Here is a 22828-nt window from a genome sequence, read left to right on the forward strand (position 1 = left end):
CGCCTCGCCGTATCCGCCCGGAACGCGACGAGACGTTGGCGGCGACCTGTATGATGGCGGAGCAGACAACGTCGTTACCGTCATAAGGAAGTGCGCATGACAACCCCCACCATCATCCACGCGGCCGCCGCCGACCCGGCCTGGCTCACCGACCCCACGGTCTTCGCGGTCAACCGCAACCAGGCGCATTCGGACCACCGCTGCTTCGACCATGATCCCCTGCCGGGCGAATCGTCCGACCTCGTGCAGAGCCTCGACGGCACGTGGCGGGTCGCCGTCGTCGAACAACCTCAGACCGGCTTCCCCACCCTGCTGGAGCAGACCGTGGCCGCCTCCGTGGAGGACGCGCCGGCGGACGACGACGCGGACGACGCATTCGCCGCGATCCCCGTCCCCTCCACGCTGGAGACGCAAGGCCTGCTCAAGCCGCAGTACGTCAACGTGCAGTACCCGTGGGACGGCCATGAGGGCCCGCTCACCCCGTACGACTCCGCCGACGCCGGCGCGACGCGCGTGGACATCCCACGCGGCGGCCATGTGGCCGTCTACCGCCGCGTCTTCGCCGCCGGCGCGCAGGTCGCCGCGGCGCTGCGCGAGGCGAGGCGCGTGACGCTCACGTTCCACGGCGCCTCTACCGCGATCTACGTGTGGCTCAACGGCGCGTTCGTCGGCTACGCGGAGGATTCGTACACGCCCAGCGAGTTCGACGTGGCGGACAAGCTGCGCGAGGGCGCCAACACGCTCGTCGTGGTCTGCTACGAGTTCGCGAGCGCCACGTGGCTCGAGGACCAGGACTTCTGGCGTCTGCACGGCCTGTTCCGCAGCGTGGAGCTCGCGGCCGTCCCGGCGGCGCACGTCGTGGACACGCACGTCACGGCCGATTGGGACGCGGACGCGCACGCCGGCTCGCTCGACGTGGACGCGTCCGTCGCGTGGCCGTCGGACGCCTCCGCCGGCACAATCGCCGCAACCCTGACCGACGCGGACGGCACGCTCGTCTGGCGGCAGGAGCGGAACGTCGACGGCACGGACGGCGACGCCGCGCACGTGCGCATCGCGTCGGACGCGCCGCTGACGGGCGTGCGCCCGTGGAGCGCCGAGGAGCCGAACCTGTACACGCTGACGCTCGCCCTGCGTACGGCCGACGGCACGACGCTGGAGGCCGCCACGCAGCGCGTCGGCTTCCGCCGGTTCGAGATCGTGGACGGCATCATGCGGCTCAACGGCGAACGCATCATCTTCCGCGGCGCCGACCGCCACGAGTTCGACGCGCGTCTGGGACGCGCCGTCGGCGAGCGGGAGATGCTCGAGGACATCGTCACCTGCAAGCGCAACAACATCAACGCGGTGCGCACCTCCCACTACCCGAACCAGTCCCGCTGGTACGAGCTGTGCGACGAATACGGCATCTACCTCATCGACGAGACGAACCTGGAGACGCACGGCACGTGGTCGAAGCCGGGACCGGACCGTCCCGGCGACGTGGAGACGCCGGACACGGCGGTCCCCGGCAGCCGTCCGGAATGGGAGGGCGCGTGCGTGGACCGCATCGCCTCGATGATCGGACGCGACCGCAACCATGCGAGCGTGCTGCTGTGGTCGCTCGGCAACGAATCGTACGCCGGCGAGGTGTTCCGCGCGATGGCCGCGCACGCGCGCCGCGAGGACCCCACGCGTCCGGTGCACTACGAGGGCGTGTTCCACCAGCGCGAGTTCGACGACGTGAGCGACGTGGAGTCGCGCATGTACGCGAAGCCCGCTGAGATCGAGGAGTACGTGGCCGCGGACCCGCCGAAGCCGTACATCTCCTGCGAATACATGCATGCGATGGGCAATTCGGTGGGCGGCATGCACCTGTACACCGCACTGGAACGCTACCCGAAGTACCAGGGCGGGTTCATCTGGGACTTCATCGACCAGGCGCTGGTGCAGCGGCTGGAGGACGGCTCCGAGCGGCTCACGTACGGCGGCGACTGGGACGACCGTCCGAGCGACTACGAGTTCTCCGGCAACGGCCTGGTGTTCGCCGACCACTCCCCCTCGCCGAAGCTGCAGGAGGTGAAGCGCCTGTACGCGCCGGTCCGGATCACGCCGGACGCGCACGGCGTGCGCATCGCCAACGGCAACCTATTCGTCTCCACCGCCGGCTTCACGTTCACGGCGCGCATGCTGGTGGACGGCACGGAGTACTGGAGCGCCGACCTGCGCTTCGACGTGCCCGCCGGCGGAAGCGCCGAATTCCCGGTGCCGTTCCCGGACGCGTCCAAGGCGGTCGCCGCGCTCGCCGGCGCGGGCGCCGGGCACGCGGAGGTCGTCTTCGAGGTGAGCCAGCGGCTCGCCGAGGCGACCGCGTGGGCGCCTGCCGGCTTCGAGCTCGCGTTCGGCCAGCATGCGCAGGTCGTGCCCGTGCCCGTGCCCGGCGTGTCCGGCGCGTCCGGCGCGTCCGCCGCGCGTCGCGACGGCGTGGTGACGATGGGCCGCTCCAACGTGGGCGTGCGCGCCGGTTCGACCGAGGTGCTGCTCTCCCGCGCGCAGGGCGGTCTGGTCTCGTTCACGCGCGACGGCCGCGAGATGGTGCTCCGCCGTCCGATGCTGACCACCTTCCGCCCGCTGACGGACAACGACCGCGGCAACGGCTCCGGTTTCGACCGCGCCCGCTGGTTCGCCGCCGGACGCTACGCGCGCTGCGTCGGCTACGGGTTCGAACCGTCCGAGGCCGGCGTCAAGGCCACGTACACGTACGCGCTGGCCGACCCGGACCATACGCCGGTGATCGTCGCGTACGACGTGGACGCGGCCGACGCAAGCGTGCATCTGACCGTCTCGTACCCGGGCGTCGAGGACGCGCCGTCGCTGCCGGCGTTCGGCCTCGAATGGATGCTGCCGAAGCGCTACGACCGTCTGCGCTTCTACGGCCTGGGCCCCGAGGAGACGTACCGGGACCGCCTGCACGGCGGCAGGCTGGGCGTGTTCGAACGCACGGCCGGGCAGGACGTCGCCCCCTATCTGGTGCCGCAGGAGACCGGCAACCATGAGGGCGTGCGCTGGGCCGAGGCGCTCGACGCGCACGGCCACGGCATGCGCGTCGCCGCGGGCGACCGCGCGGGCCTCGACGCCGACGGCAAGCCGGCCGCGCCGTTCGCGGCGAGCCTGCTGCCCTACTCCTCGCTCATGCTGGAGGACGCCACGCACATGAACGAGCTGCCGCCGGTGCGGCACACGTTCCTGCGTCTGCTCGCCGGGCAGATGGGCGTCGGCGGCGACGACTCGTGGGGCGCGCCCGTGCATGAGCCGTACCAGCTCAAGGCCGACGAGCCGCTCACGCTCGACGTGACGCTCTCGCTCCTCTGACGCACGTCCCATCGGAGCATCCACGAAAAGGGTCACATGTCCGCCATGTGACCCTTTTCGTTTCCCTCGCCGATTCCCTCGTATCGTTGCCCGGTAGATCAACGAGAGAACAAGAGAGGAATCGGTGATCGTGATGGATAATGTGAAGAAATTCGCCGACTGGCTGACCAAATGGTTCACGCTGATCGTGATCGTGTGGGCCGTGTTCAACTACTTCGTGCCCCAGACCTCGCTGTGGGGCAAGAGCTACACCGGCTACCTGCTGGGCATCGTGCTGTTCGGCATGGGCCTGACCCTGTCGCTTGACGACTTCAAGCGCATCCTCACGCAGCCGCTGATGGTGATCGTCGGCACGGTGGCGCACTTCGTGATCATGCCGCTCATCGCCGTGGCCCTGTGCGCGATCTTCCACCTGTCCGGCCCGCTGGCCGTGGGCGTGATCCTCGTGGGCTGCTGCCCGTCCGGCACTTCGTCCAACGTGATGAGCTACCTGTCCCGCGGCGACGTGGCGCTCGACGTGTCCATCGGCATCCTGTCCACGCTGTGCGCGCCGTTCATGATCCCGCTGCTCATGCAGCTGCTCGCCTCCCAGTACGTGACCGTGCCGGCCGAGTCCCTGTTCCTCAACGCCGTCAAGGTGGTGCTCTTCCCGATCGCCCTCGGCGTGGCCTGCCACATGATCTTCGGCAAGAAGATCGAGAAGGTCACCGTGGCGCTGCCGATCGTCTCCCAGGTGGCCATCCTGCTCATCATCGGCGTGGTGGTCGCCGCCAACGGCCCGAAGCTGTTCGCCCCGGCCTCGCTGCTCGCCATCCCGGTGGTCATGCTGCACAACCTGTGCGGCTACGGTCTGGGCTTCGGCTTCTCCAAGCTCATGTACCGCATCTACCCGAAGGGCTTCAAGTACGCGCAGCAGAAGGCCATCACCTTCGAGGTGGGCATGCAGGACTCCGCGCTGGGCGCGACCCTCGCCCTGACCTCCTTCGCCTCGAACCCGCTGGCCGCCGTGCCGTCCACGTTCTTCAGCGTGTGGCACAACATCTCCGGCTCCATCCTGTCCAGCTGGTGGCGCAACCACGATGACCGCCACGCCATCGCGCACGACTCCGAGAACGGCGAGAAGGGCTCGGCCAAGGCCGCTGCCGCCGCTCCGGTGGCCGTCGCCGCGAAGGCCGTGGCCTGATCCGGTCCGTCGCCTTCCGCGATAATTCCGCGCTGACGCGAACGAGGCCCGTTGTGATGTCGATGACATCACAACGGGCCTCGTCGTATCAGACGGCAACCGTCAGATCACGTGGTACTCGCGCAGCAGCGTGGCGATGTCGGTGCCGTCGAGCTTCTTCAGCACCTTGCCCAGCACAGCCTTCTCCACGAAGTTGAGCTTCATGTCCGTGACCGGCTTGCCGTCGCGCAGCTTGACGGTCGCGTTGAGGAGGTTGCGCACATCGTAGACGCTGCCCCACACCTCGGGCACTCCGCGGTCCACGTCGAGGAGCGTGTAGACGGCCTCCATGCCGGTGCGCATCGAGTACTCGGTGGTGAAGATCGTGTCGCGCGGGGTTTCGGCGAACTGGCCGAGGAACGCGAAGTTCACGGCGCCGTCCGGCACCACGTCCGGGCGGTCGCCGGCGGCGCGCGGCATGAAGAACGCGGTGATGTACGGCATCATGACCGGCACGGTGTTGGCGTGGTTCTTCGCCAGCGCCTCGATCTTGTCCGCCGGCACGCCCATGTGGTAGAGCCACTCCTGGCAGATCTCCTCGCCGGTGCATTCGGTCATCGGCTTCTTCACGTAGTCGCCGGGCTTGTCCGGGAACAGGCCGTAGACCCACACGCACAGCTGGTCCTTGGGCTGGTCGCGGAACTGCTGTTGGCGGTTGAGGGTCCAGCTCATCAGCCAGCTGGAGTCGGTGACGGTGACGATGCCGCCGGTGACGACCTTGCCGCTGAACGGGTCGCGCTTGCAGATGCGCTGGATGTACGGCGGGATCTCCTTGTCCAGAGTGGTCACGGTGGCGCTCATCCACTTGGTGGCGTTCGGATCGGAGCAGAACGTGTCCGGGTGGCCGAAGCTCGGGTCCTGGGCGGCGATGCGCCGCCACATGTCCCAGCCGCCGCCGGGCTTCAGGTCCGGGTTCCACGGGGCGGGCGCGTGCTGGGAGCCCATCGTGGAGTTCTCGACGCAGCCGCCGTTGGTGATGAACACGTAGTCGTGCTCGGTCAGGTCGATGGACGACTTCTCGCCCTCGTGGTCGATGTCGATGCGCACGGCGAGCTTCTTGGTCTGCGTCGAGTACGGGTTGCGCTTGAACACGCCGGAGGTCGCCTGGATCTTGAGGATCGTGTCCTGCCCCACGCCGGTGCGTTCGCGCCTGGGCCCGTCGCCGCCGCCGATCGCGAACTCGACGTTCTCGACCTTGGTGTCGTAATGGAACTTGACGCCGTGCGCCTCCAGGTACCTGACCATCGGCAGGATCATCGACTCGTACTGGTTGTAGCGGGTGAAACGCAGCGCGCTGAAGTCCGGGAGCCCGCCGATATGGTGGATGTAGCGCTTGATGTAGAGCTTCATCTCCAGCGCGGAATGCCAGTTCTCGAAGGCGAACATCGTGCGCCAGTACATCCAGAAGTTGGAGTCCAGCACCTCGTCGTCGAAGAAGTCGGTGATGGGCTTGTCGTAGAGCTCCTCGTCCGGGGTGAAGAAGAGCTTCATGATCTCCTGCGAGGCCTTGTCGGAGAGGCCGAACTTGCCGTTGGTGCCGGCGTCCTTCCCATGGTCCTTGGTGGCGCGGCACAGCGAGTAGTTCGGGTCCTCCTTGTTGAGCCAGTAGTATTCGTCGAGCACGGAGACGCCCTCGGTCTCGATGGAGGGGATGGAGCGGAACAGGTCCCACATGACCTCGAAGTGGTTGTCCATCTCGCGCCCGCCGCGCATCACGTAGCCGAGGCCGGGGATCTCGGCGCCGTCGCAGGCGCCGCCGGGCACGGAGTCCTTCTCGAGGATGTGGATGTTCTCGCCGGGCATCTGCGCGTCGCGTACGAGGTAGCATGCGGCGGACAAGGCCGCGAGTCCGGTGCCGATAATGTAGGCCGACTTGCCGTCGACGCCTTCCGGCTTCTTCGGACGGGCGAACGCCTCGTAGTTGCCGTTGGAATAGTACATGTTCCGCCTCCTTGGGGACGATGTTGACATTGCGTCAACATGCTTGATGGACATCCTGTCGCATTCGCTTCCCTCTCGCCATAGACAGTACGCCGTGTTTCGTCGGATATCCAGAAGGCCGCCCTCCCGCGGTGGGGAGGACGGCCTTCGACGATGGCGGGACGTGCGTCAGATGTTGCCGCGCACGTGCTGGTCGGCCCAGGACTGCGAATGCGTGAACGTCTCCGGGTCCGCGCTCACGTTGGCGTGCGGGTCGTCGAGCGCGTCGATGGCGGAGAGTTCGGCCGGCGTCAGGTCGAAGCCGGCGCTGGCGAGGTTCTCCCGCATGCGCGCGGCGTGCTTCGACTTCGGGATGACGATGCGTCCCTCCTGCGTGTGCCAGCGCAGCACCACCTGCGCAGGCGTCACGCCGTGCGCCTCGGCGGCGGCCGTGACGGGCGCGGAGGCGATGTCGGCGCCGTGTCCCAGCGGGCTGTACGCCTCCACGGTGACGCCGTGGCGCGCGCAGAAGGCGCGCAGGCCGGGCTGGTTGAACCGCGGGTGCGCCTCGACCTGGTCCACGGCGGGCGTCTCGCCGGAGTCGTCGATGATGGAGCGCAGGTGGGCGGGCAGGAAGTTGCTCACGCCGGGCACCCGCACGGCGCCCTCGTCGCGAAGCCGCAGCAGCGCGCGCCACGTCTCGCGGGTGAAGCCGGCGGCGGTGAACGGCCAGTGGATGAGGTACATGTCCACCACGTCCACCTTGAGCTTGCGGCGGGACTCCTCGAACGCGGCCAGCGCGGCGTCGTATCCCTGGTCGCAGTTGCGCAGCTTGGTGGTGACCCACACCTTGCCGGCCATGCCGGTGGCGGCGAGCGCGTCGCCCACCTGTTCCTCGTTGTAGTATGCGGCGGCCGTGTCGATGTGGCGGTAGCCGATCTCCAGCGCCTCCTCGACAGCGCGCTGCGTGTCTTCGGGCGGGATCTGGAACGTGCCGAACCCGATCTGCGGGATCTCGGTATGGTTCGCGTCGCCCAGCGTGACGGACGGCGATTCGACGGTCTGTTGCGTCTCGGTCATGACATGCCCCCTGTTCATGCGCGCGGTCCGATGCGGGCCGCGCTTCCGCCACCCATGCTAGTCGCGTCGGCGCAGCCGCGCCGTGACGGCGGTCATCGGATGACGAGGTACAGCAGCATGGCCACGGCGATCACCACCAGACCGACGACGATGACCGTGACCAGTCCGGCCCGGATGCCGAACGGATGCCCGCGGCCCTTCCCCGCAGCCTCCCCGGCGCGGTCCGCGGGCGGGACGGCCCTGCCGCTTTCGAGCAGCGCGGAGAACGCGCCGAACGCCACGAGGAGCGAGCCCATGACGACGAGCACCATGAGGGCGCGCGTGGGGAACGTCAGGCCGTCGCCCAACTGGATGGAGGCGATGACGAAGGAGATGATGCCGGCGAAGAAGCCGATGAACTCGAGCATGTCGATGCGTTCGTTGTCGAAGCGCCGGCCAAGCTCGTCCATCTTGTCGTCCAGCATGCGGGCGCGTTCCTCCTGCGACTCCTGCGCGCCGTCGATGACGGCGGACAGCGAGCGCATGTTCGACAGGACGTTGCAGGTGTTGCGCGCGTCGAAGATCTCGTTCATCTCGGTCACATACGTGCTGTTGCGCAGGGCGGTCTCGCGCGGGTCGGTCGAATCGTCGCATTCGTCGTTGTACCGCGAGTTCTCGAGGTCGACGGCGCGGTCGTATTCGGCGAGCGACTCGTCGTACCGGGCGAGGCATGCGAGGATGCGTCCGCGGCTCACGTGGAAGATGGGGTGCCACTGGTCGTCGGTGAGCGCGTCGAAGCGTTCGAGCAGGCGTTCAAGGGCCGCCTCGTCGTCGTCCTCGGGGCGCTGCCTGCCGGAGGAGATGAGCTCGTTCTCCACGCGGCCCACAATCTGCTCGGTGTACGAGTTGAGGAAGCCGATGTGCGCGGGGGCGATGTCGAGCGCGCGGCGCGCCGCCTCCTCGCCCTTGGCCGTGTCGCCCGCGTAGCGGTGGAACATGGACAGCGAGTACTGGTAGAGGGAGAAGCCGCCGAGGCACACGGCCATCATCGGCACGAAGCGCCGCCAGTACATCAGGCGGGCGTCGGTGTCGAACTCGCGGCGGTGGAACCATTCGAAGGCGATGAAGTAGGCGGGCAGCAGCGCCACGTCGCCTTTGTGGCGGACGCTCACGTCGAGCACGGAATCGCTCAGGTCGATGGCGTCGGCCTTGTCGAACAGTCCGGCGGAGACGACGTTCTCGCGCAGGTAGCGTTCGAACGCGGGGTCATCCGGCGAGATGGACGCGAGGTGCGCGTAGACGCCGCGCAGCCGTTCAACGACGTCCTCGGAGACGGGGAAATCGGAGCTTGCGAGTTCGCGCAGCAGCGCGTCGGCGCCGGGGAACGGGGACGCGCCGCCGCTCGTGCCGGCGTCCTCCTTGAGGGTTTCGGGGGATGCCGTGTTGCCTGTCCGCTCGTCCATGGGTGCCTCCGCTCATATAATCGTGGCATTCATGGTACATCCGGCCGCCGCCATGGCGGTGCGGGCGAAACAGAGGACGGAGAGGGGCGGAGGCCTGATGAAGCCGGTCGTGGCGTTGATGATGCAGTATTCGGAGACCGTTCCGGGGGCGTTCGACATCGACCCCGGCTACCCGCGGATGCTGGAGCTCGCCGGCGCCGACGTGCTGCGCGTCGACCCCTCGGACGACGACGCGTATCTCATGGGCATGCTGGACCGGGCGGACGGACTGCTCATCCCCGGCGGCAACGACATCGACCCGGACCTGTACGGCGGGAAGCACCTGCCCGGCATGGACGAGCCGGTGCCGCTGCGCGACCACGCCGAGAAGACGATGCTCGAGGCCGCGTACCAGCGCGGCATGCCGTATCTGGGCGTGTGCCGCGGACTGCAGATGATGTGCGTGCTGGCGGGCGGCGACCTCTACCAGCAGATCAGGGACGACGTCCCCGGGGCGCTCGACCACTGGCAGCGCACGCCGTTCAGCGAGCCCTCGCATGCGGTGACGCTCGCCGAAGGCACGCCCATCAACGCGATCATGGGCACGGACCGGCTCGAGGTCAACAGCGTGCATCATCAGGCGGTGCATCATCCGGGCGAGGGCGTCGTGGTGCAGGCGAGCGCGCCGGACGGCATCGTCGAATCCGCGTACCGTCCGGACCGTCCCTTCTTCATGGCGGTGCAGTGGCATCCGGAGCAGACCCCAGAGGCGGAGCCGAGCCGGCGTCTCGCCGGCGCGTTCGTCGAGGCGTGCCGCCGGTACGCCGACGGCACTGCCGCATCCGAATGACCCGGCGGGACACGCCGTCGGAAACGGCTACCCACCCCGCCGGAAAACGACTAGAACGGAAACCAGCCAAGGAATTCCGAGGGCGGGGTTCCCTCAGTCGCCGTCGCACGGCCGGCCGTCGATGATGCCGGGTCGGATGCGCGGGCGACGCGAGTCGAGGAGTCGACATGACCGACATTGACGAGAAGACACTGGATGACAAGCTGGCCGCGGCGCAGACCATCGACGAGGTGATGGCGATCGCCGAGGAGGCGGGGCACCCGCTCTCCTATGAGGAGGCCGACGCGTTCTTCGGCCGCATCGAACAAGCCAAGTCCGACACCGCCGAGCTGATAGGCGATTCGGTCAAGTCCGAGGCGGAGAAGGAGTTCGGCATCTGACGGCATGTACGTCGTCATGACGCGTGAGGGGGCGTCCGGCCGCACGGCCGGACGCCCCCTCACGCGCTTCACACTCATCCGCTCAGACGGCCGGATGGCGCCCGAGCAGGGCGCGGCCGGAGGCGAGGCGGTCGAGCACGCCGGTCTTCGCGAGGCCCAGCATGAGGAACCACGGCATCACACCGCTGAGCAGCGCGCCGCCGGTCAGCTCGGAGATCATGTGGACGATGCCGCGCGGGCTCGCGATCGACACGCCCTGATAGCGGAAGAACAGCAGGTAGAGACCGTATTCGAGCGCGACGAGCAGGCCGGAGGCGACGGCGACCGGCAGCGTGAAGCGGCGGTAGCGGGTCAGCGCGAACGGGATTTCGGCGAACAGGCCCTGCAGCAGTGCGGAGACGATGACGAACCCGATGCCGTACTGGCTGCCGATCACCGTCTCGACGAGCGTGCCGACGACGTTGACGTACGTCGCGGCACCCGGCTTGCGCAGCACGAGCAGGGCCAGCGTGCCGGAGAAGTACCACATCGCGTGCGTGACGGACGCGAGGCCCGGCAGGACGGCGCCGAGCACCGAGGAGATCGGCATGTACGCGAAGTCGAAGCCCCAGAAGATGACGCCACAGGCCGCGCCGAGCGCCGCGGCGACGGCGATGTCGAGCGGACGCCACCTGAGGTTGGGCGCGTCGGCGGCATGGGCGTCGCCGGAATCGGATGACGGATGGATGGTATGGATGGTGTTCGCGGACATGGTTCCCCCTGCCGAAAGGCCGCACACGGTGATACGAACGACGACGCTCCTTGACCTGTGCGGCTCGGGCGGGAACGCCGCACGCCAGTATACGAGCATCGAACACAGGCATGTAAACGCACAACACCGCACAGCGAAACCGCACAGAACGGCACAAATCGCGCCTTCATCCCCGGTTCACGGCTGCAAGTACCCTAAAGAGCTATGAAGCTTACCGATATCTCCCCCGCAATCGCACTGACGCCGCTCGACGGCCGCTACCACTCCGCCACCGCCCCGCTCGTCGAGTACCTGAGCGAGCCGGCCCTCAACCGCGAGCGCATGCGCGTCGAGGTCGAGTGGATGATCCTCCTGGCCAACGGCTTCGAAGGCAACGGCGACCAGCCGATCATCGACGGCGTCCACCCGTTCACCGAGGACGAGAAGGCGTTCCTCCGCGCGATCCCCGAGGACTTCGGCGCCGAGGGCATCAAGGCCCACGCCGCGCACGAGGCCGTCACCCACCACGACGTGAAGGCCGTGGAGTACTACATCGACGACCAGATCGACAAGGCCCCGGCCGAGCTCACGAACATCAACGAGCGCCTCAAGACCCTCGTCCACTTCGCCTGCACGTCCGAGGACATCAACAACCTTTCGATCGCCCGCTGCGTGAAGAACGCGATGGAGCGCGTGTGGACCCCGGCGTTCGAGGAGATCGTCGACCACCTTGCCGCCAAGGCCGACGAGTTCCGCGACATGCCGCTCCTCTCCCTCACCCACGGCCAGCCGGCCACGCCGACCACGCTCGGCAAGGAGCTCGCCGTCTACGTCTACCGTCTCAACCGTCAGCTGAAGCACCTCACGGCCCAGGAGTACCTCGGCAAGATCAACGGCGCGACCGGCACGTTCGGCGCCCACCTCGCCGCCTGCCCGGACGTCGACTGGATCGCCGTCTCCCGTGAGTTCGTCACCAACCGCATGGGCCTGACCTGGAACCCGCTGACCACGCAGATCGAATCCCATGACTGGCAGGCCGAGCTGTACTCGACCGTCTCCCACGCGAACCGCATCATGCACAACCTGTGTGTGGACGTGTGGATGTACATCTCCCGCGGCGTGTTCGCGCAGGTCCCCGTCAAGGGCGCGACCGGCTCCTCCACGATGCCGCACAAGGTCAACCCGATCCGCTTCGAGAACGCCGAAGCCAACTTCGAGCTCAGCTGCTCGCTGCTCGACACCCTGTCCGCCACGCTGGTGGAATCCCGCTGGCAGCGCGACCTGACCGATTCGACCACGCAGCGCAACATCGGCTCCGCGCTCGGCTACTCGCTGCTCGCCCTGCACAACCTCATGGGCGGCCTGAAGTCCATCCACCCGAACGAGCACGCCATCGCCCACGAGCTCGACACCAACTGGGAGGTGCTCGGCGAGCCGATCCAGACCGCGATGCGCGCCTGCGAGCTCAAGGGCCTGCCCGGTATGGACAAGCCGTACGAGAAGGTCAAGGAGCTCATGCGCGGCCACGAGATCAGCCAGGCCCAGGTCGAGGCGTTCATCGATCAGCAGTCCTTCGACCCCGAGACCGCCGCGCGTCTCAAGGCCCTCACGCCCGCCACCTACACGGGCGTCGCCTCGAAGCTCGTGGACTTCGACCGCTGACCCATACGCGCAACGGAGGGGCCGCGCCGCGGCCCCTCGATGACAATGCGTCACAAAGGCTCTTCATGACCGAACATACGCATGCGACCGTTTCCGGCGACGACGGGATGACCCCCGCGTCGCCGGAAACGCGTTTCCAGGACATTCCGGACGCCGCCCCGGGCAAGACCACGGGCGACGCCCCGCACATCGACGACGTGCCGCCGCGGCGCATCCACGATTTCGGCGACCTCATCCACGCCGCCGGCGCGGTGTTGCTCGCCGCCGTGGCCATGCTCTCCGCCACCTATCTCAGCGGCTTCATGATGGGCGTCGAATCCGACGCCCACAGCGCCGGGCAGGCGCTCAACTGGATGGTGGACCTGCCCACCACCATGCTGCAGCAGCTCGCCATCGTGGCCATCGTGCTCATAGTCATCGCGCAGCTGCTGGCCAGCCGAGAATGGCTGCTGTCGGTGCTGTCGATCCTCGCCATGTTCGCGGGGCTCGCCGCCGTCTGGGGCCTTTCGCTGGCGATATCGGCGTTCGACAACATCACGCTGATCTCCGCGCTGAGTTCGCCGAGCTCCACGTTCGGCGCGCGCCTCCTGCCGGACTTCTATGCGGGCGCCGGCGCGCTACTCACCGTGGCCGGCCCCCGCCGCACGCGTTCCACCGTGAAATGGGGTTGGAACGTCCTGTACGTGGTGGCGGCCATCCTCATCCTGCTGTCCGTGAACTCGGTGGCGGGCGTGCTCGTCTCGTTCGCCGCGGGACGTCTCGTCGGCATGCTCCTGCGGTTCGCCATCGGCACGAAGAACCAGGGCGCATGGGGCGAGGAGCTCGCCCAGGCACTGGCCGGCGTGGGCCTGCACGTCACCTCGCTGACCAGACGGTTCGATCTCGAGCCGGTCCACGGCGCGTTCCGCGCCTCGCTCGACGACGACCTGGTGGAGGGGTCCCGCCTGTACGACGCCGTGGACCGTCAGGGCCGCAGGTTCGTCGTCTCCGCGTTGGACAGCCAGGTGCATACGGCCGGATACATGCGCCAGCTGTGGCAGTGGATCCGGTTCACCGGCGTGTCCATGCGCCGCGACCGCTCCCCGCGCGAGGCCACCCAGCACCATATGGCCATGATCCTGGGGCTGAAGAACAGCGGTCTGCCCACGCCGCGCGTGTGGGGCGTAGCGGACACGGGCGAGACGTCAATCCTCGTGCTGCAGGGCAGCGACATCATGCACGAGTGCAATCTCAACACGTTGACGGACACGGATGCCAAGGCGCTCATGCGGTTCCTGTCGGTGGCGAACCGGCGCGGGTACACGCACCGGCGCATCACCCCGGACACGCTGGCGCGCCTCGAATCGGGCACGCCGATCATCGCCGGATGGCACAACGGCGACGACGCGAGCGCCGCCCCCAACGTGGCACTCGACCATGTGCAGCTGCTTGTCCTGCTCGCCGTGCTCATCGGCCCCGAACGGGCCGTGGCCGCGGGCCGCGACGTGTGGGGCGACGACACGATGATCGCGCTCACGCCGTTCGTGCAGAAGGCCGCCATCCCGTCCGACACGCGCGCCCTGGACGGCTGGGACAAGCATGTGGTGGACGACGTGCGCGGCCGTCTGCGCGCCCTCGCCCCCGAGGAGACGAACGAATCGCTGGCGCCGGTGAAGCTCTCCCGCTTCTCCCTGCGTTCCTTCCTCGGCATGGTGCTGCTCATGGTGGCCGTGGTGGTGGTCTTCACCCAGCTCAAGCCGGACGAGGTGATCGCCGCGGTGCGCAACGCCAACCCGGTGATGGCGATCGTCTGCCTGGTGTTCGAAGTGGTGGCGCTGCTCGGCTCCTCGCTCGAGTTGGGCGCGTTCATCGAGCGGGACAAGCGCAGGCCCATGGGCATCTTCATGTCGCAGGTGGCGCAGGGCTTCGCCATGGTGTCCATGCCGGCGGGCGTGGGCCCGGCGTTCGTGAACCTGCAGTTCCTGCGCAAAAGCGGATACCGGAACACCACGGCCACAGCGATCATGAGCGCCGTCATGGCGGTCTACTACGGCGGCACCGTGGTCATGCTGGTGCTGATCGGCCTGTTCACCGGATCGGACGCCCTGAGCTCGATGGTGCCGACGAACACGCTCATCATCATCGTCGGCATCGTGCTCATGGTGCTGGCGCTGGCCATGATGATCCCGCCGGTGCGCCACTATGCGGTGACCCGCCTGCTGCCCTGGGTGAAGGCGTACGCGCGCCAGCTCGTCGACGTGCTCACCAACCCGCGCCAGCTCGCGTTCAGCGTGCTGGGCATGCTGGTGCTCAACGTGGCGACGGGCCTGGAGTTCTGGGCCGCGCTGCTGGCGTTCGGCCAGATGACCAATCCGTTCGAGACGCTGTTCATCTTCCTCGTGGCCAACGCCATCGGCTCGGCCGTGCCCACGCCGGGCGGCCTGGGCGGCGTGGAGGCCGCGCTGACGTTCTCGTTCGGCGCCGCAGGCGTGCCCGCCGGCGTGGCCCTGTCCGCCACGCTGCTCTACCGCGCGCTCTACTACTGGCTGCGCATCCCGCTGGGCGCGCTGGCCATGAAGTGGCTGGACAAGCGCAACCTCGTGTGACCGGCAACGTGACCAACAGCGTGACCGGCAACGTGACCAACATCCGGAAACCGTTGCGCCGCAACGGTTTCCGGCCATATCGGACGCCAATCTTCACAAAACCATCGCAATACCCCCACACTTTGGCCAAGAATCCGGCCAGACGCCGGGAAAAAGCGCGAAAACCCTTATAAAACGCCGGTTTTGCCAAGACGATGCGCTATTATCGGTGATGACCAATAACGGACCGGCAAGCCTAGCCGTCGGTCCCCGGACAAAGAAGGATGCTTTCATGGCATACAACAAGTCTGATCTCGTCTCGAAGATCGCTCAGAAGTCCAACCTGACCAAGGCTCAGGCTGAGGCCGCCGTCAACGCCTTCCAGGATGTGTTCGTCGAGGCCCTGCAGTCCGGCGAAGGCCTGAAGCTCACCGGCCTGTTCTCCGCCGAGCGCGTCAAGCGCGCCGCCCGCACCGGCCGCAACCCGCGCACCGGCGAGACCATCGAGATCCCCGCCACCTACGGCGTGCGCATCTCCGCCGGCTCCCTGCTGAAGAAGGCCGTCACCAACAAGTGATCCTTCCCCGTCACGGCATGGAACAGCCCCGACCGGATACCCGGTCGGGGCTGTTTCGTATCGGAAAGCGGAGGACCATCCCTCACATCGCGGCCATCAACGCCTCGTAGTCCTCCGTCGGCGCGGCGCGGAACGGGTCAAGCAGCGTGACCTCATGGCGCACCGGCGAGGTGACCGTCATCGTGGTCCAATCGCAGGAGAACCGCGCGCCGGCGTCCAAAGCGCGCCGCACGAACGCGCCGCGCAGGGCCGCGCGCGTGTCGTGCGGCGGCGTGTGGCGCGCGGCGGCCACGGCGTCGGCGGCGAGACGCTCGTCGAGCCCGCCGTGGGCGACGAGCGAACCGTACAGGCGTCCGTTGGCCACGTCATGGTAGTCGAGTTCCAGCCGTTCCAGCTGCACGGGCGGCACGTCCGGACGGCGGCGGCGCATCGCCTGGGCCAGACGGTACTTGGCCGCCCAATCGACGCGGTGCGACAACGCGGCGAAATCACGGTCGTGCAACGCGTCCAACGCCCACCGCCATTGGGCGAGCACGTCGTCGACCGACGTCACCGGCAGCGACGCGTCGACCGCGTCGTGACGGTCGCGCACGAACGACGCGACCACCGCGTAGTAACGTTCCTGCATGGCCAGCGGGTCGACGTCACCCGCGCTTCCGGACACCGCACTTGCGGACACCGTCGAACCGAACTCCGTGTTTCCGGACGCCGCTCCCCCGTCGAGCCAACGGCTCACCGCACGGTTCGCGGCGGCCGGATCGGCGAATCCGAGCCCTTCGAACCCGCTCGGCACGCCGCGGCGCACCGAGTCCTCGATGACGCACAGCACAAGATGCGTCACGGCGAGCTTCATCCACGTGGCCCACTGCGACCGGTTGGAATCGCCGATGATGACGTGCAGGCGGCGGAACGCGTCCGGATCGGCGTGCGGCTCGTCGCGCGTGTTCACCATCGGCCGCGAGCGCGTGGTGGCCGAGGAGACGGCCTCGTCGAGGAAGTCGGCGCGCTGGGTGATCTGGAAGCCGTCCGCGGCGAACCGGCCCGCGCCCGTGTACAGCTGGCGGGTGATGAGGAACGGCAGCAGCTGGCGTTCGATGGTCTCCAACGGCACGAACCGGCGCACGAGGTAGTTCTCATGGCATCCGAACGCGTGTCCGGCGGAATCCACGTTGTTCTTGAACACGTGGATCGTGGCGCCCGCGCCGTGAACGCCGCGCAGCCGTTCCTGCGCCTGCGCGGCGAGGGACGCCATGATCCGCTCCCCCGCGGCGTCGGCGGCGAGGGCGTCCATCGGGTCGCGCGCCTCGGCCGTGGCGTATTCCGGGTGGGAGCCGACGTCCAGATAGAGGCGCGAGCCGTTGTCGAGGTACGTGTTGGTGGACCGGGAGCGGGAGACGACCGGCTGGAACATCGTCATCGCCACCTGTCCGGCGTCGATGGGATGGTCCGCGCCGGTGACGGCCACGCCGTATTCGGTCTCGACGCCGAAGATGCGCTGGAAGCCGTCGAGCTCCGCGGCCGGCACCCCGGCCTTCTCGTGGATGGCCCGTGTGCCGCTGTCGCGCAGCTGCGGCATCACTCGCCGCCCTTCTGCACGAAGCTGTTCACGTACTCCTCCGCGTTGGTCTCCAACGTGGATTCGATGTCGTCGAGCACCGCGTCGAGCGCGCCGAATTCGACGTCCGATGCGACGTCGGCGCCGGTCTGTGCGGCTCCGAGCGACGCGTCCTGCGTTTCGGCCTGCGTTTCGGCCTGCGGCTGCTGTTGCGGCTGTTCGAACTGCTGCGGCATGATGGGTCCTCCCTTGGTCTGCGTTTGCCTTCCTACGATACGCGAGGGCCCCGGGATCCTCATCCCGGGGCCCGTCATGCGGCCTTGCGCCCGCGCGAGGCTCACTCCTGCACGAGGTAGGGCTTGAGTTCGCGGTCGATCATGCCGTTGGTGCACAGGACGTCGTTGTTCTGACGCCAGTGGATGGCGTTGCCGTTCCAGCGGCGCAGGGTGCCCTGCGCCTCCCAGACGACCACCGCGCCGGCGGAGATCGCGGGGACGTCCCACTCGTGCAGCGTCGGCTCGAAGTACGCGTCGTACGTGCCGTCGGCCACCTTGCACAGGTCGAGCGACGCGGGGCCGACGCGCTTGATGTCGGCCGGACGGGCCTCGGCGAACGCGGCGACGGTCTTGAGCGCGCGTTCCGCCTCGCTCGGCACGTACGACATGCCGAAGCTCACGACGGCGCCGTCAAGCGTGGAGGTCATCGACGGGACGACCTTCTCGCGCTTCTCGCCGACCGGGGTGCTGCGGATGCGCAGCGCTCCGGCCCCGCGGGCGGCCAGGTAGGTCTCGCCGAGCGCCGGGGCATGCACGACGCCGAGGATCGGCTGCGCGGAGCCCTCCTCGTTGAATTCGAACAGGGAGACGGTGACCGTCCATTCGCTCATGTTGCGCACGTAGTTGATGGCGCCGTCGATCTTGCCGACGCACCAGTAGCGCTGCCCGGGGCGGGACTGCGCGGGACGGGTCTGCCAGAAGCCGTCGAAGTGCTCCATGTCGGCGAGACGTCCGGAGATGTAGCGCAGGAGACGGCCGTCCACCTCCACGTTGAACTGCTCGGTGGGGTTCTCGCGGGAGATAAGCATGTTGTGCGGGGCCATCTGGTCCTGCAGCGCGTGCCTGCCGGCGGCCTGGACGATGTCGGCGACCTTCATCGCGAGGTCGCGCAGATTCTCTTGTTGTGCCATAACTGCCGATTTTATCCGCTGTGGGTGTATCCGCGCAATGAGCGGCGGCTGCGACTGCCGCTGCGACGCACTTGGCCGGCCGTCCGCCGGCGTCCGACGGACGGTGCGGACGGTCAGCGTGCGCGCGCAATCGCGCCGACGACGTCGGCCGCGCACGTCGCGTGCGCGAACGCGCCCTCGACGTCCTCCTTGCGGAAGGCGAGCGGATCGGACATGTCGAGGCTGACGAGGTCGCCGGGACGCACGCTCGTCGCCTCGGCGGCGGACGTGTTGCCGTACGTGTCGGCGAACGCGTCCTCCCCCGCCGCGCGCGGCGTGCGGACGGTGACGTGCGACCAGCTTGCGGCGACGACGTCGGCCGGATACGTGCGTACGAGGGCGGCGCGCAGCCAGGCGCGCGTCGTCGCGGGGGCCTCGTCGGCGGCGCGGGCGAGCGTCGCGTCGTCGACGAGGCGTTCGGCCTGTCCGGCGGCCGCGAGTTTGGCGAAGACCGACTTCGTCGGCTCGAGCGCCGCCCAGCTCAGGTCGACCGCGGCGAGGCGCGAGTCGTCCCATGCGGCGCCGGTCTTGCGGCGCAGCTTCTCGAGGAGCTGCCATTTGAGGAGCCATTCGACGCGTCCCGCCTCGGCGCGCATCGTGAGGCGCGCGTCGTCGTCGGCGTGGCGGATGGCGGCGACGTCGGCGAGCGCCTGTCCCCACATGGCCATGATGTTGCGGGTCTGACGGTCCTCCCACGCGGGCTCGCCTGTGGTGTCGGTGCCGAGCGTGGCTGCCGCGACCTCGTAGACGGCGCGGCGCAGTTCGACCTGCATGAGCCAGGCGGTGGTCTCGCCGCCGTTGCCGAGCTTGAGCGGCGCGGACAGGGTCAGGTCGTGGGAGACGGTGTGGACGGCCTCCACCGGGTCGGCGAGCCGGAGCCGGTCGAGCAGCGTGGGGAGGTCGTAGCCGGCGGCATCCGCGTGTTCGAGCGCCCACAGCAGCATGGAGGTGACGCCGAGCTTGAGCGCCTGCGGCACGTCCATGCGGTTGGCGTCGCCGACGATGACGTGCAGGCGGCGTTTGTCGCCGGTGGCGTGCGGCTCGTCGCGCGTGTTGATGATGGGCCGGTCGAACGTGGTCTGCAGGCCGATCTTCGCGTGGATGTAGTCGGCGCGCTGGCTGAGCTGGTATCCGGGGGTCTCGCTCTTCTCGCCGATGCCGACCCTGCCGGAGCCGGCCCAGATCTGGCGGGAGACGAAGTGGAGGGTCATGAGGGCGGCGACGTCCGCGAACGGGACGGCCCGGTCCATCAGATAGTTCTCGTGCGTGCCCCAGCTGGCGCCCTTGCCGTCCACGTTGTTGCGGTGCAGCACGATCGGATGTCCGGTCGCGGCGATCTCGGGCGTGGCGCTCGCGGCGCGGGCGGCGGCGAGCATGAGCCGGTCGCCGGCGTGGTCGTAGGCGACGGCCTCGAACGGGTCGGTGGTCTCCGGCGCGGAGTATTCGGGGTGCGCGTGGTCCACGTAGATGCGTCCGCCGTTGGGCGCGATCACGTTGGTGATGTTGAGCTGCGGCGCGTCGGTGAGCATGTCGGGCCGGGCGGCGGCGCGGTCGAGGCGCGTGCCGCGCGCGTCGTTGACCGGGTCCTCCTGCCGGTAGTCCCAGCGGATGTGACGCGTGTCGTCCGTGGCGGCGGCGCCCACCACGTCGAAGCTCAGCCTGACCGGCTGGCCGTAGGCCACGCCCGGCTGCGAGACCGCGTATTCGGTTTCCGTTCCCATCACTCGTCTGACGCTCATGTGGTCCCATGATAGACGTGCGCCCGGCCCGCCTTGTGGGCGGTGCCGGGCGCATGTCCGTCAGGAATGGATCAGGCCGATGGCCTGGGGGCGTGGGTCACGCGGCCCCGAGGGGCCGGCGGGACTCACTTGGCGGTGGTGTACAGGCCGTTGTCGAACGCGAAGCCGGTGCACTCCTCGTACTCGGAGACCATCTGGTTCCAGGAGGCTTCGATGTCGTCGGTCAGGCCGAACAGGCCGGAGCGGCCGATGACGTAGACGTCCGGGTCGGCGTCGGAGATCATCTTCCAGTGGGCCTTGTTGGTGGAGCCGTCCATCTCGATCTCGTAGCCGTAGCCCTTCTCCTCGCGCAGCTTGCGCAGTTCGACGATCTTGTCGAGCGTCGACTCGAGGAAGCGCTGGCCGGCGAAGCCGGGGTCGATGGTCATGATGGTGATCTTGTCCAGCAGGTCGATGTACGGCTTGATGGTCTCGATGGAGGTCTCCGGGTTGAGCACGGCGCCGGCCTTGAGGCCCGCGGCGTGGATCTTGTCGATCATGGAGAAGGCCACGCCGTTGGCCACCTCGGACGGGAAGCAGATGTAGTCGCACTTGACCTCGATGAGGCGGTCGACCCAGAACGGGGCGTCCATCACCATCATGTGCGCGCTCATCGGCACGTCGGAGATCTTGCGCACCTGCTCCACGAACCACGGGGACAGGGTGATGTTCGGCACGAAGTGGCCGTCCATCACGTCGATGTGGAAGGAGTTGACCTTGTCGTTCAGGAACGTGATCTGCTCCTTGAACTGGTCGAGGTCCATCGTCATCAGGGACGGGGAGAGCTGAATCTTGCGGGTCATTGGTAGCTGATGCTCCTTAATGTTGCAATGTTCCTTGTTGGTTGTTGTTGCGTGGCCTGTCGTGTCGTCGCGGACGGACGGGTCACATGACCTTGATGTCGTCGAGGTCGAGTTCCTCTTCCTCGGCGGAGGAGGTATTCACCGCGTCGAGCTGGTCGGCCGGGATGTCCTTCTTGATGAGCGCGTAGACCACGCCGGTGACGAACACGTTGGCGGCGATGGCCAGGAGGCCGACCCACCAGTTGGCGCCCATGGTCGGCAGCATGAGGAAGCCGCCGAACGGGACGGTCGCGCCTTCGCCGTGGGCGAGGGACATGAGGATGGCGCCTTCCACGCAGCCGCCGAGGCCGGCCGCCACGATGCCGCGGACGAGGTCGTTCATGACGATCGGGATGGTGCCCTCGACGATGTTGACGACGCCCATCGGGACGGAGGACTTGAGGGTCTCGACCTCTTCACGGGTGTAGATGTTCTTGCGCAGCAGCTTGGCGACGAGGAACGCGAAGCCGAAGCCGATCGGGGTGGCGGTGTTGGTCAGCTGCAGGGCGGTGACGGCGCCGTTGAGGCCTTCGGCCTGGAGGGTCAGGGCGAACGCGAACGCGGTCTTGTTGATCGGGCCGCCGAAGTCGACGATGGACAGGGTGCCGAGCACGGCGCCGAAGATCAGGTTGGACGCGCCGGACATGGACTGCAGCAGGTTGGTCAGCCACTCGGTGAACCAGGCCACCGGGGTGCCGATGATGTAGACCATGATCAGGCCGGCGGCGAGGGAGGCGAGGAACGGCACGATCAGGGTCGGCATGAGGCCCTTGGCCCAGGCCGGGACCTTGACGAACTTGATGACGGCGACGGCGAGCCAACCGGCGATGTAGCCGCCGATGATGCCGCCGATGAAGCCGGCGGAGATGGAGTTGGCCGCGAGGCCGACCACGAAGCCGGGGGCGATGCCGGGCTTGCCGGCGATCGAGAAGGCGATGCCGGTGGCGATGATGACCGGCAGCATGCCCAGGGCCTTGCCGCCGAGGGTGGCGAGCGCCTGGAAGAAGTCGAACTGGCCGGACACGAGCGCGTCCTGGCTCTTGCCGCCGAACGCCATGCCGATGGCGATGACGAAGCCGGCGCCGCACACGATCGGGATCATGTACGAGATTGCGGTGAGCAGATGGCCCTTGAAGTTGGCCGCCTTCCAGAAGTTCTTCATTGCAACTTCCTTCCTTGTGGTTGTTTCTTGTTCTCTTCTGTTCTGTGTTCTATTCGGTTATGGGGTGGAGGCCGCGCCTTGTGGGCGGGGCCTCACGGCTGTGTCACTTGCCGGCGATCTCGTGCAGCTTGGCGACGAGCTTGTTCGGGGCCTTGATGGCGGTCTCAGTGGAGACCTTGACGACCTTCTTGCCGGCGAAACGGTCCTCGTTGGCGATCTTGATGTCGACGGCGAGGATGACGATGTCCGCGTCGGCGATGTCCTGGGCGGTCAGCTCGTTCTCGATGCCGATGGTGCCCTGGGTCTCGATCTTGACCTCGTCGCCCGCGGCCTTGGCGGCGTCCTCGAGCTTCTGCTGGGCCATGTAGGTGTGGGCGATGCCGACGGTGCAGGCGCTGACTCCGACGATCTTCATGATGGATTCTCCTTTGGTTTGTTGGTTGATTGGTTGGTTATGTTGGTTTCGCGTTGGAAGTGTGTGTGATGCGCGGCGTGGGGCCGCGGGACAG

At 67.9% G+C, this 22828-nt stretch carries 18 protein-coding genes; 7 read left to right on the forward strand and 11 right to left on the reverse strand.

What is annotated here, in order from left to right; genetic code table 11:
- Window positions 1–96 precede the first annotated feature (96 nt).
- Together lacZ and KIH78_RS03100 are read left to right on the forward strand one after the other, a co-directional pair.
- Window positions 97–3351 carry a beta-galactosidase, LacZ type gene (gene lacZ / locus KIH78_RS03095; protein WP_219131178.1) on the forward strand — a complete coding sequence of 1085 codons (3255 nt, stop codon included), beginning with the start codon at window positions 97–99 and terminating at the stop codon, window positions 3349–3351.
- Between the two features lie 133 nt (window positions 3352–3484).
- Window positions 3485–4534: a bile acid:sodium symporter family protein gene (locus KIH78_RS03100; RefSeq protein WP_214311274.1), complete on the forward strand. Its 1050-nt coding sequence runs from the start codon at window positions 3485–3487 to the stop codon at window positions 4532–4534.
- Window positions 4535–4636: 102 nt separating this feature from the next.
- On the opposite strand, the gene KIH78_RS03105 is transcribed toward KIH78_RS03100, so the two are convergent.
- From KIH78_RS03105 to KIH78_RS03115, 3 genes are all read right to left on the reverse strand, one after another.
- On the reverse strand, window positions 4637–6514 hold the full coding sequence (locus KIH78_RS03105) for an oleate hydratase (protein ID WP_219131179.1): 1878 nt from the start codon (window positions 6512–6514) through the stop codon (window positions 4637–4639).
- Between the two features lie 168 nt (window positions 6515–6682).
- Window positions 6683–7573 carry an aldo/keto reductase gene (locus tag KIH78_RS03110; RefSeq protein WP_219131180.1) on the reverse strand — a complete coding sequence of 297 codons (891 nt, stop codon included), beginning with the start codon at window positions 7571–7573 and terminating at the stop codon, window positions 6683–6685.
- Window positions 7574–7665: 92 nt separating this feature from the next.
- Entirely contained in the window at window positions 7666–9015 is a 1350-nt protein-coding gene (locus KIH78_RS03115) for a tetratricopeptide repeat protein (protein ID WP_219131181.1), read from the reverse strand.
- Window positions 9016–9112: 97 nt separating this feature from the next.
- Here KIH78_RS03115 and KIH78_RS03120 point away from each other — a divergent pair, with 97 nt between their 5' ends.
- Together KIH78_RS03120 and KIH78_RS03125 are read left to right on the forward strand one after the other, a co-directional pair.
- Window positions 9113–9844 carry a gamma-glutamyl-gamma-aminobutyrate hydrolase family protein gene (locus KIH78_RS03120; protein WP_219131182.1) on the forward strand — a complete coding sequence of 244 codons (732 nt, stop codon included), beginning with the start codon at window positions 9113–9115 and terminating at the stop codon, window positions 9842–9844.
- A gap of 167 nt (window positions 9845–10011) precedes the next feature.
- Window positions 10012–10224 carry a hypothetical protein gene (locus tag KIH78_RS03125; protein WP_214311289.1) on the forward strand — a complete coding sequence of 71 codons (213 nt, stop codon included), beginning with the start codon at window positions 10012–10014 and terminating at the stop codon, window positions 10222–10224.
- Window positions 10225–10306: 82 nt separating this feature from the next.
- Here KIH78_RS03125 and KIH78_RS03130 read toward each other — a convergent pair whose 3' ends face one another.
- Window positions 10307–10975 carry an ECF transporter S component gene (locus KIH78_RS03130; protein WP_219131183.1) on the reverse strand — a complete coding sequence of 223 codons (669 nt, stop codon included), beginning with the start codon at window positions 10973–10975 and terminating at the stop codon, window positions 10307–10309.
- Between the two features lie 204 nt (window positions 10976–11179).
- Here KIH78_RS03130 and purB point away from each other — a divergent pair, with 204 nt between their 5' ends.
- From purB to KIH78_RS03145, 3 genes are all read left to right on the forward strand, one after another.
- Complete coding sequence (purB, locus tag KIH78_RS03135; protein ID WP_214311292.1) at window positions 11180–12616, forward strand: adenylosuccinate lyase; 1437 nt, start codon at window positions 11180–11182, stop codon at window positions 12614–12616.
- A gap of 107 nt (window positions 12617–12723) precedes the next feature.
- The gene (locus KIH78_RS03140) at window positions 12724–15201 is read left to right on the forward strand and encodes a lysylphosphatidylglycerol synthase transmembrane domain-containing protein (protein WP_420830105.1); all 2478 of its coding nucleotides are present in this window, start codon (window positions 12724–12726) and stop codon (window positions 15199–15201) included.
- A gap of 271 nt (window positions 15202–15472) precedes the next feature.
- Complete coding sequence (locus KIH78_RS03145) at window positions 15473–15757, forward strand: HU family DNA-binding protein (RefSeq protein ID WP_214311296.1); 285 nt, start codon at window positions 15473–15475, stop codon at window positions 15755–15757.
- A gap of 82 nt (window positions 15758–15839) precedes the next feature.
- On the opposite strand, the gene pafA is transcribed toward KIH78_RS03145, so the two are convergent.
- The 7 genes from pafA to KIH78_RS03180 form a co-directional block, all read right to left on the reverse strand.
- Window positions 15840–17333, reverse strand: a complete 1494-nt coding sequence (pafA, locus tag KIH78_RS03150; protein ID WP_219131187.1) for a Pup--protein ligase — start codon at window positions 17331–17333, stop codon at window positions 15840–15842.
- A complete protein-coding gene (locus tag KIH78_RS03155; protein WP_219131188.1) occupies window positions 17333–17548 on the reverse strand; it encodes a ubiquitin-like protein Pup in 216 nt (71 codons plus the stop codon). The genes pafA and KIH78_RS03155 overlap by 1 nt, the downstream gene beginning before the upstream one ends.
- Before the next feature lie 101 nt (window positions 17549–17649).
- Window positions 17650–18498, reverse strand: coding sequence for an inositol monophosphatase family protein (locus KIH78_RS03160; RefSeq protein WP_219131189.1), 849 nt, complete (start codon window positions 18496–18498; stop codon window positions 17650–17652).
- Window positions 18499–18611: 113 nt separating this feature from the next.
- A complete protein-coding gene (gene dop / locus KIH78_RS03165) occupies window positions 18612–20276 on the reverse strand; it encodes a depupylase/deamidase Dop (RefSeq protein WP_219131190.1) in 1665 nt (554 codons plus the stop codon).
- A gap of 125 nt (window positions 20277–20401) precedes the next feature.
- On the reverse strand, window positions 20402–21118 hold the full coding sequence (alsE, locus tag KIH78_RS03170; protein ID WP_219131191.1) for a D-allulose 6-phosphate 3-epimerase: 717 nt from the start codon (window positions 21116–21118) through the stop codon (window positions 20402–20404).
- An 82-nt stretch (window positions 21119–21200) separates the two neighbouring features.
- A complete protein-coding gene (locus tag KIH78_RS03175; protein ID WP_214311337.1) occupies window positions 21201–22319 on the reverse strand; it encodes a PTS fructose transporter subunit IIC in 1119 nt (372 codons plus the stop codon).
- Window positions 22320–22422: 103 nt separating this feature from the next.
- The gene (locus tag KIH78_RS03180) at window positions 22423–22734 is read right to left on the reverse strand and encodes a PTS fructose transporter subunit IIB (protein WP_214311339.1); all 312 of its coding nucleotides are present in this window, start codon (window positions 22732–22734) and stop codon (window positions 22423–22425) included.
- Window positions 22735–22828: the final 94 nt, after the last annotated feature.

Source organism: Bifidobacterium saguinibicoloris (genome assembly GCF_019331725.1).
GTDB lineage: Bacteria > Actinomycetota > Actinomycetes > Actinomycetales > Bifidobacteriaceae > Bifidobacterium > Bifidobacterium saguinibicoloris.

Excerpts from the sequence above, each read along its gene's own strand:
- lacZ (WP_219131178.1), top strand. The coding sequence starts at position 97 with ATGACAACCCCCACCATCATCCACGCGGCCGCCGCCGACCCGGCCTGG.
- KIH78_RS03100 (WP_214311274.1), top strand. The coding sequence starts at position 3,485 with ATGGATAATGTGAAGAAATTCGCCGACTGGCTGACCAAATGGTTCACG.
- KIH78_RS03105 (WP_219131179.1), bottom strand. The coding sequence starts at position 6,514 with ATGTACTATTCCAACGGCAACTACGAGGCGTTCGCCCGTCCGAAGAAG.
- KIH78_RS03110 (WP_219131180.1), bottom strand. The coding sequence starts at position 7,573 with ATGACCGAGACGCAACAGACCGTCGAATCGCCGTCCGTCACGCTGGGC.
- KIH78_RS03115 (WP_219131181.1), bottom strand. The coding sequence starts at position 9,015 with ATGGACGAGCGGACAGGCAACACGGCATCCCCCGAAACCCTCAAGGAG.
- KIH78_RS03120 (WP_219131182.1), top strand. The coding sequence starts at position 9,113 with ATGAAGCCGGTCGTGGCGTTGATGATGCAGTATTCGGAGACCGTTCCG.
- KIH78_RS03125 (WP_214311289.1), top strand. The coding sequence starts at position 10,012 with ATGACCGACATTGACGAGAAGACACTGGATGACAAGCTGGCCGCGGCG.
- KIH78_RS03130 (WP_219131183.1), bottom strand. The coding sequence starts at position 10,975 with ATGTCCGCGAACACCATCCATACCATCCATCCGTCATCCGATTCCGGC.
- purB (WP_214311292.1), top strand. The coding sequence starts at position 11,180 with ATGAAGCTTACCGATATCTCCCCCGCAATCGCACTGACGCCGCTCGAC.
- KIH78_RS03140 (WP_420830105.1), top strand. The coding sequence starts at position 12,724 with ATGACCCCCGCGTCGCCGGAAACGCGTTTCCAGGACATTCCGGACGCC.
- KIH78_RS03145 (WP_214311296.1), top strand. The coding sequence starts at position 15,473 with ATGGCATACAACAAGTCTGATCTCGTCTCGAAGATCGCTCAGAAGTCC.
- pafA (WP_219131187.1), bottom strand. The coding sequence starts at position 17,333 with ATGCCGCAGCTGCGCGACAGCGGCACACGGGCCATCCACGAGAAGGCC.
- KIH78_RS03155 (WP_219131188.1), bottom strand. The coding sequence starts at position 17,548 with ATGCCGCAGCAGTTCGAACAGCCGCAACAGCAGCCGCAGGCCGAAACG.
- KIH78_RS03160 (WP_219131189.1), bottom strand. The coding sequence starts at position 18,498 with ATGGCACAACAAGAGAATCTGCGCGACCTCGCGATGAAGGTCGCCGAC.
- dop (WP_219131190.1), bottom strand. The coding sequence starts at position 20,276 with ATGAGCGTCAGACGAGTGATGGGAACGGAAACCGAATACGCGGTCTCG.
- alsE (WP_219131191.1), bottom strand. The coding sequence starts at position 21,118 with ATGACCCGCAAGATTCAGCTCTCCCCGTCCCTGATGACGATGGACCTC.
- KIH78_RS03175 (WP_214311337.1), bottom strand. The coding sequence starts at position 22,319 with ATGAAGAACTTCTGGAAGGCGGCCAACTTCAAGGGCCATCTGCTCACC.
- KIH78_RS03180 (WP_214311339.1), bottom strand. The coding sequence starts at position 22,734 with ATGAAGATCGTCGGAGTCAGCGCCTGCACCGTCGGCATCGCCCACACC.